Here is an 8,330-nt window from a genome sequence, read left to right as displayed (position 1 = left end):
TAAGATTACTTACTATAATAGGGGTTACAATTGATATAATAGCTTATTTTCTAGTGTCTGGATACTACTATCCGATATTTATTTTATTATTTTTCGTGTTGGGAGTTTGCAGGCGAAAACAAGCTAAAAAAAATGGAAAATATGCAGCAATGTTTTGGTAATTATGACACAAAATGAAGTAATCGAACAGAAAGTAATTAGATTAATAAAAATGTTGTCAGATAAATCAACATCAGAAAAAAACTTTTTCATCATAGGTCAGTCTTGAACATCTCAAAAAGAATTGTCTTATATCAGGATCAAAAAACTAATGTGCTAAAAGAAAAACTAATAGATTATTTTGAAAAACTGGAGAAAAATAATTTTTTTATTGATGATAAATTAACTAGTACTAAACTACATAAATATCTTTTACCAATTATCCAATTTCTAATTCGTAAAGAGCAATTTGTAGCAAATGGAGACCTTCATTTAATTACTTTTATGGGTGCTGTAATTGATGGAATTCTTTATTTTGTCATGCCTGATTATTATTACCCTATATTTATAGCATTATTCTTTATTTTAGGTATTTATAGGCGTAGAGAAGTGAAGAAAAACGGCAAGTATGTTGATATGTTTTGGTAATTTTTAGAAAACTAGTTGACAAAAAATAAAAAAAGAACGTAAAATGAGTTACTGTACAAGTTTGGCGACAAGGAACTGCAAAGCGAATTTGGGGTGGATATGACATTTGAGCTTTGAATTATTATTTATTGATAAAACTTATTTTTACATTTAACTCAAATTAAATTTTAGATATAATGTGCTTTTAGGAGTTTACGCAAGTGAGACATTAAGATTTATATTCATTAACGGTAAGATCTTTCAATTTCTTCCTTCAAGTTGGAGGTCATTTCATCGAGGAATTTTGTGGTGGATTTTTGACGGTATTTAATGTCTGCGTAGATTCTGTAAATATCGTTGAGTTTGATATTGAAGAGTGATTCAAATTGTTGTGAAATTTCTTTTATATCCACTTTGCCATGATTGATTGTTTTTGAAACGTGTAAAGCATAAATGAGCTCTGTGAGTTCAGTTTGGGAACCTGTCCAGTGCAGAGCTTTTGTAAATTGCATGGGCTTGCCGAATTTCAAGAAATTTTCAAGCGCTTTGTATCTTGACTTTAGATAGTCCAGAAGTTTTTTTAGGGCTTTTATTTTGGCAATCAATAAATCGTGATTTGTATAAAAACCGGGGTCTGTATGGTATGATTCATTGCACACCTGCCAGGACTCGTTTAAGGGTTTGATTGTAAAGAAAAGTTCATCCAGGTTGGTGAGGTTGAGGGTGACATACTGGGTGAGGGATTCATGTTTTTTAAAAAATTTTTTTATTTTTTGTTCCCGGCGTATGATGTAGTTTTTTTGGGCTGTAATTGACAATTCAGGATATTGCATCTCAATAATTCTCAATTCTTCATAATAAATTAAATGTAGCAGTATCTCTCCTTTGTATTTTTTATAAAATGTAATTTCTTCTTCACTGTTTTCAAAGGTATTCAACACCGTGTATTTTTTGAGTTTGGAAAGCTTTAACCTGCACATCAAAATGGCCTCATGGATTTTATCCAACCCCAGAATTCCCTCTTCTTCCAAAGTTTTAATTTTATTTTGAAAATCTTCAAAGATCAGTACGTATTCCTTTTTATTCATTTTCAATCACATTGAACTTTCAAACCCCCATTCAACCGGATGTTGCTTCTGTTTATTTTGTTTGGAGCGTAGTGAGCAATTCCAATATAAAATTGTCTTTTGCCTGGACGTAGGCAAAAGTGTCATAGACCTTCGCGCCGAGTTTTCTTTTTTCAAATGTTGCTGTGAGGCCGAAATCTATGTTTTTAAACCCTTGCTCCCCTGCCCTGTTTATTGTTTGATACAGCAGTTGCCTGTAACTATTTACTTTAGCTACATAGTGATAATCCATCCCAACCAATACTGGGACATAGGTTGTATTGTTGTTATTATAGCAACACATCACACCAATTAATTTGTTGAAATTGGCTTTGTCATAGATGCATTGGAACTCCCAACCGTTGTTTTCATTCATAGTGCTGAAAAGGTTCATAGGGTAAGCAAAGGTATTTAGCCCGAGGTTGTTTTGTTTCACGTTGAGGTACAATTTATAGATTTGATCCAGCTCTTGTTTGCTGACGGTTTTTTTCCATTGTACCTCAACCTGGTTCATAAACGGCACAATATCTTTTCTAAAGTGCTTTCTGGATCTTGGGGAAAGTGTTTCTATAAATGTAGTTTCATCCACCCAGTTCAGGTTGTGGATTTGAGCAGTTTCAGGCATTTTGATTTTTATGAAGCCCTTTTTGTGCAAGAAGTTATTGAGTTTTGGATTTTCTTTCAGGAAGTCCCTTAAAACGAACATTTCAACCGGTGATTGGGTGTCAATGGTTTCCATGGTATGTAACAGCAATTGAATGGCTTCTTCCCATTGAGGATGTTTGTCATCTAAAAACCAATGGTTGCCTTCTGAAAGCAAAGAACCTGTGCTCAACACGTTGTTTGACATGTAATAAGGCTCTTCTATCCTTCTGGCTTCAATTTCTTTTGAGACAGATACCGGCGCCAACATATCTTCTTTCCAAAGGGCATTTGTCAAGAAAGTTATCAGAATAGGGTTGCCTTCCTTATCTCTAATGATGATGTAATGAAACTCCCACTTGTTTTCAGGCGCTTTGTTTTTTGTAAATACTTTTTCCAGGAACGCCATACCATCCCAATCGAAAATAGAATTGTTGCCCATGTGGTTATTCCATAAAGATTTTTCTACCTCTATAATTGACTTGAGGTGTTGGATTTTTAAGTTTTGGGGAGTAGATTCCTCCTTTACCGTTTCTAATACCGGCAACCTAAAGAGTTTGCGCACTTTATTGAGGTTGGTTTGGGTATCTTCCAGTGCTTTGGGGAAATGGTGGATCATTGCTTCCACTAGTGCTGTTATTTCATCTAATTGATTGTGCCTTGAAATGGTGATGCGTACCCCGGTGTTTTTAACAGGTACTGCAGGAAAGAGGCCCAGGTTTACAAAGAATCCTTCATCAAAAAGGCGTTTTACAAAGTTGTAACCGGTTTCCGGCACACCGGTGCCGATATAGAAAACGGGACTTTCATTTTTATCCACTAATGGAAGATTTGATTTTTCCAAGAGTGAATTGAAGTGTTGAATTCTAATTCTGAGGTCTTTTTGCATTTCGTATATTTCTTCGGACAGATGAATATCTGCAGATGCAATCGCTGCTGCTACTGAAGCCGGATCCAACTGTGCAGAAAATGTGAGGGGACCTCCAAAATTCTTTATTTTATCCCTTAATTCCAAGTTAGTACACGCTAAGACAGCTCCGCCAGCCCCAAAGGATTTACTTAATGTACCAAACAATAGGCAGTTTTCAGGAAGGTCACCCAGTTTGCTGGTGACATAGCCGGTACCATTTTTTCCAATCCAACTCATACCGTGCACATCGTCAAAGTATAGGTGAAGTTTTGGATACTTTTTACAAAGTGTCATCAGGTGGTCAACCGGCGCAAAATCCCCAAACATCGAATAAACCCCGTCTGCCATATACCAAATCTTATTGCAGGTTGTGTTTAATTCTTTGATTTTGGTTTCCAGCATCTCCATATTATTATGCCTGATCATTTCTACTTTAACTCCTTTTGTTTTGACCATTTGGACCGCATTCTGCACACTCCAATGCACTTGATGATCGAGTATTACTCCATCCTCATCTTCCACTGCTGAGGGGATTACGGCCATATGACCTAGTGTGCTGTTTTTTGTAATGATGATGGGAGCGTTGTACATTTTTGAAACTTTGGCTTCCAGTTCGGCATAGAGTGGGTGAGATATATAAGTTTTAGAGAGAGGAAATTGAGTCCCGTAATTTTCTATTGCTTTGATAGCCGCTTGCTTTAATCTAGGGTCTTGTTCTAACCCCAGATAACCGGTAGTTCCAAAATGAAAGAGGGTTTTGCCATTGATTTGAATATTTCTTCCTGAAAACTTTTTGTCCTCTGCATAGAGGTGTACAATGTTTTGACGTCGTGCATTGTTGATTACTTCATTCACGGTATTTATGAAGTTGTTGTGTTTGATTTTAGCCATGATTTTATATATTGGTTATCGTTGTTTTCACAATTAAACAGACTTTACCACTGTATAAATAAGTATATATTTTTGTGTTGTAAAAGACTGTTGGGGAAGGATGTTTTTTAAAAACAGTTACAAGCTATTTAAAAAAACAAAATGAACCTAAAGGAATTTGTGCAGTACCCTTAAAATAATCCCTATGAGAAAGGTTTCTATCCTTTTGAGAAAGATTTAATTGTTATAAACTCTATGAATACTACCAAAAACTATCAAATCAATACAATTTTAATATTTTTTATTAATTTAGTTTTCAAAGAGAAACAACCTTCTTACCATGTCCCTTATTCAAAGAGGAAAATATTCAGACTTCTGGGTATCTGATGGTATTTTATATTTTGAGTACCATCCTATTCCATTAGTGGACCTTAAAATTGCTAAAGCGATCGTGGGTGAGCGGCTTGATTTTCAGGAAGGGAGAAGCTTTCCAATTTTATGTAAAACACGAGGAATTCATGATGCCAATAAAGCAGCTCGTGATTATCTAGCTACACAAGGTTCTTATTTGGCAACAGCTGTAGCAGTATTAGAAGAGCGATTGGTAGCCCAACACATGCTTAAATTGTATTTAAAAGCGAACCAGCCTTTAATCCCCACTGAAGTTTTTACTGAAGAATATTATGCCCATCAATTTCTAAAACCTTTTATAAAGCCATAGGATATGAATAGAACAATTGACAACGAACGGTTAGCGAGTATCAAAGAATTACTTCTAGCTATTGCCGAAGGAGACTTAAATTATCAAATTCAAAGGACCAATGAAGAAGATGAATTAGAAACTTTGGTTGTGAGTTTAAATTGGTTAACACAGGACTTGAAAGATGCATTTCATTTTTTTAGTTCCATTAATACCAGAGGTAGCCTGGATGAATATTTGCATTTAGGATTTATTTTAAATAAAGACTTTAACATAATAAACATTAACAAAGGTGCCCTCATAGAGTTAGGGTTTTCTAAAAAGAATGTAATGGGCAAATCCTTTTCATCCCTTTTAGACAAAGAGTCTCAAAAAGATTGGGAGAAAATTGCTAATGCAATTAATGAGCAGCCGGACTTTGAAGGGAATCATAAATTTCTCTTTACCAGTGACACAAGGTTAAAAAAAATGTTTCATTTTGACATCAAGACCATCCCGACAACAGTTACAGGTCACCAAATTATTATAATAGATTGTATTCAACCCATTTCAAAGAGAAATTTGATTAGAAGCAAAGTTAAGTTAAAAAGAATCCAGGAGTTGTCTGATGGGAAGCTCCCTAAGACTAAGCCCAAGGTATTGTTATCACATAAGGATGTGAAAATGGTACAGGATGTTAGAGATTTTATATTACAAAATCTTGATAAACCCTTACCAAGTATTCAAGAATTAGCCAGGACACACGGCACCAACGATTTCAAGTTGAAACAAGCATTTTCTCAGTTTTACAATAATAGTATTTTTAGATTTTATACTGAAGAACGGGTAAAAAAAGCAGCCATTTATCTTAAACACACCCGGATATCCATTGAAGAAGCTGCTAAGTTATCCGGATTTAATAACCCCACTCATTTTTCTACTGCTTTCAAAAAGCATTTTAGTGTAAGTCCAACACTTTATCGCAAGCTTTACAATCGTAATTTAAAATAGATCATTTAATTCTATTGCTTAATTAAAAATTGATAAACCTGAATTTTAAATGGATACATACTTTCACTTATTTACACTCAATATTTCTCATAAGGAGTTGATATTCAGCTAAAATAATCCTTTTGAGAAAAGAAATAATCCGTTAAGAAAATATAATTATACCGAACTTTATCCCATAGAAAAAACACCCCTATGGGATTATCTTTTAAACATATAAAAAAGTATCTAGTAGACCTCTTTATCTTCTTGTTCATTTTATTGTTTGTGTATGCAGCGGTGAGCAAGTTGGTGGATTATGAAACTTTTGAAAACCAATTAGGTCAATCACCTTTGTTGAGTGCGTTTGCCGGATGGGTGGCTCCCGGGGTGATTATTATTGAACTGCTAATTGCCCTGTTATTAATTTTTGAACGCACCCGTTTGTTTGCCTTGTTTGGGTTTTACAGTATGATGGTGCTCTTTACCACCTATATAATCATCATTTTAAACTTCACTGATTTTATACCATGTTCCTGCGGTGGGGTGCTGGAGCAACTGGGCTGGACGGAGCACCTTGTTTTTAATGTTGGGTTTATGGGACTTGCGGTAGTTGGAATTATAGTGGAGAATAAAAGGATGAGATTGCTTCGCTTCGCCCACCTTCGCTGAAGCTACGGTGGACACAGCTCGCAATGACGGGATGGTTGATTGATGATTTGGATAGCCTTGACGAGGTCCCGACATACGTCGGGATGACTGGTAAATAATAAGAAATGATATTATGAAAACAAGAACGATCATATTGTTGCTTTTGGGATGTACTTTTTTTGGGGTGGGGTTGGTGAGTGTTTTGTTTTTGATGAGTGAGGATAAGATGCAGCGGAACAATGCTTTTCAGCGGCGGTACCCTCATCATCCTTCAGAAAAGATCAAAGAATTGGATATTCAATTTAACTCCTATTACATAGCGGGGTTTTATAATGATTCCATTTATTTAGGGAATCATATGGCTCCATCGCATTTGCTTGTCACAGATTTAGAGTTAACCGATACCATTCATATTCGCTTAGACATTACTGAAAGTGAACAATATCCTTTTAGTAATGTAAATGCTAAAATAAGTGATTCCAATATCTATCTTATGGATGGTACGGTACCTATCATTTATATGGGGAAAATTAAAGAACGCATAGTTTCACCTTTTATCAAAGAAAGTGCTTATTTCAGTAGAATTTCGATTATTGATTCAACAGGGTTTATTGTAAAATCAATGAGCAATAAAACCTCAAAGTATGAGCTAGGGAAAATTAAAACGGATGGTGAAGGAAGTGTAAAACTTCATGAAGATTTGCTTGAAGCACAAATAGACGGGGTTTTTGATACTGATGGAATGATCCTCAATAATTATCAAAACAAGCAATTGATATATGTTTATTATTATCGGAATGAATATTTTATCACTGACTATGATTTGAATTTATTTGGAAAAAGAAAAACTATTGATACCATTTCACAAGCCCAACTAGAGGTTATTTCTTATTCAACCAAGAATACAAGAACTCTCAAAGGGAATCAGGTTATTGTAAATAGTAAAAGTGCCACCTATAGAAATTATCTTTTTATAAACTCACCCAGGTTGGGCAAGTATGAATCAGAGGACAACTTAAAGCACGCTTCGATCATTGATGTTTATAATCTAACAGACGGGAACTATTTATTGAGTTTCTATCTATACCATCACAACAGGGAAAACCTTAAGGAATTTAAAGTGTATAAAAACAAAATATATGCACTTATTGAAAACGAGATAATAGTTTATGAATTAAAAGACACTTATTTTGATTTATAGATTAAAGATACCTAATGCGCGTTGGTCAGGGGAAGGTCGAAAACCTGAAATAGAGTAGATCTTAATTTAAATTTATTAATTATGAAAACACAAGTTTTAAAAAAAGGATTGCCTTTACTAGCAGTAGTAATAGCAATTACAGGTGCCCTTGCATTTGATTCTAAAAATGCAATTGAAGAAGCCGCTTGGGAGTTTGGGTATATCAATACCACTACTCCATGTTCAATGCCGGTTCTTTGTTCAACCGAGATTGGTCCTGAATGTACCAATTCAGCCGGGCAAATTGTCTATGGCTTGGATAACGCCGCAGGCACCTCGTGTACAAAACCGCTTTTTAGATTTTAATTGCGGTAATTAACCAAAAGGGCCGGATAGAAGTATAAAATGTAAATTATAATCAATTCTATCCGGCCCTTCATTTAATTTTTATTGATTATCCATTTTGCAGGTGGTTTGTCTTTTAAATAATAATCAAACCATTGTTTTGTTCTTATACTGAGGTCTACCTGATTTTCTTTATTTAATAAAGTGTGCCCCTCTTTCCGGTAAAGAAGAAAAACGTGTTCTTTTTCAAGCCTTCTCAAAGCATTATAAAATTCAATGGATTGATTCCAATTGACATTGGAATCTTGATCACCTGTCCAGGTTAAAACGGGTGTGTTAATGTTTTGAACGTGA

At 34.9% G+C, this 8,330-nt stretch carries 9 protein-coding genes; 6 read left to right on the top strand and 3 right to left on the bottom strand.

What is annotated here, in order from left to right; all coding sequences use genetic code 11:
- Window positions 1–312 precede the first annotated feature (312 nt).
- Window positions 313–627 carry a hypothetical protein gene (locus AACY61_RS04885; protein ID WP_339610467.1) on the top strand — a complete coding sequence of 105 codons (315 nt, stop codon included), beginning with the start codon at window positions 313–315 and terminating at the stop codon, window positions 625–627.
- A gap of 224 nt (window positions 628–851) precedes the next feature.
- On the opposite strand, the gene AACY61_RS04880 is transcribed toward AACY61_RS04885, so the two are convergent.
- Window positions 852–1,694, bottom strand: a complete 843-nt coding sequence (locus AACY61_RS04880) for an RteC domain-containing protein (protein ID WP_339610466.1) — start codon at window positions 1,692–1,694, stop codon at window positions 852–854.
- A gap of 52 nt (window positions 1,695–1,746) precedes the next feature.
- Window positions 1,747–4,155: an aminotransferase class I/II-fold pyridoxal phosphate-dependent enzyme gene (locus AACY61_RS04875; protein WP_339610465.1), complete on the bottom strand. Its 2,409-nt coding sequence runs from the start codon at window positions 4,153–4,155 to the stop codon at window positions 1,747–1,749.
- Between the two features lie 319 nt (window positions 4,156–4,474).
- Between AACY61_RS04875 and AACY61_RS04870 the strand changes: the two genes are divergently transcribed.
- The 5 genes from AACY61_RS04870 (at window position 4,475) to AACY61_RS04850 (ending at window position 7,997) form a co-directional block, all read left to right on the top strand.
- The gene (locus AACY61_RS04870) at window positions 4,475–4,855 is read left to right on the top strand and encodes a hypothetical protein (RefSeq protein ID WP_339610464.1); all 381 of its coding nucleotides are present in this window, start codon (window positions 4,475–4,477) and stop codon (window positions 4,853–4,855) included.
- Window positions 4,856–4,858: 3 nt separating this feature from the next.
- Window positions 4,859–5,824: a helix-turn-helix domain-containing protein gene (locus tag AACY61_RS04865; protein WP_339610463.1), complete on the top strand. Its 966-nt coding sequence runs from the start codon at window positions 4,859–4,861 to the stop codon at window positions 5,822–5,824.
- Between the two features lie 192 nt (window positions 5,825–6,016).
- The gene (locus AACY61_RS04860; RefSeq protein ID WP_339610462.1) at window positions 6,017–6,472 is read left to right on the top strand and encodes a MauE/DoxX family redox-associated membrane protein; all 456 of its coding nucleotides are present in this window, start codon (window positions 6,017–6,019) and stop codon (window positions 6,470–6,472) included.
- Between the two features lie 112 nt (window positions 6,473–6,584).
- Window positions 6,585–7,652: a hypothetical protein gene (locus AACY61_RS04855; protein WP_339610461.1), complete on the top strand. Its 1,068-nt coding sequence runs from the start codon at window positions 6,585–6,587 to the stop codon at window positions 7,650–7,652.
- An 81-nt stretch (window positions 7,653–7,733) separates the two neighbouring features.
- Window positions 7,734–7,997, top strand: a complete 264-nt coding sequence (locus AACY61_RS04850; RefSeq protein ID WP_339610460.1) for a DUF6520 family protein — start codon at window positions 7,734–7,736, stop codon at window positions 7,995–7,997.
- Window positions 7,998–8,071: 74 nt separating this feature from the next.
- Here the strand turns inward: AACY61_RS04850 and AACY61_RS04845 are convergent.
- Window positions 8,072–8,330, bottom strand: a 259-nt coding sequence (locus AACY61_RS04845; protein ID WP_339610459.1) for a prolyl oligopeptidase family serine peptidase, incomplete at its 5' end; no start/stop codon positions are given.

It is taken from the genome of uncultured Planktosalinus sp. (assembly GCF_963973675.1).
Classification (GTDB): Bacteria; Bacteroidota; Bacteroidia; order Flavobacteriales; family Flavobacteriaceae; genus Planktosalinus.
Note: the sequence above shows the minus strand (reverse complement) of the source record. Positions and strands in the feature narration are given on the sequence as shown.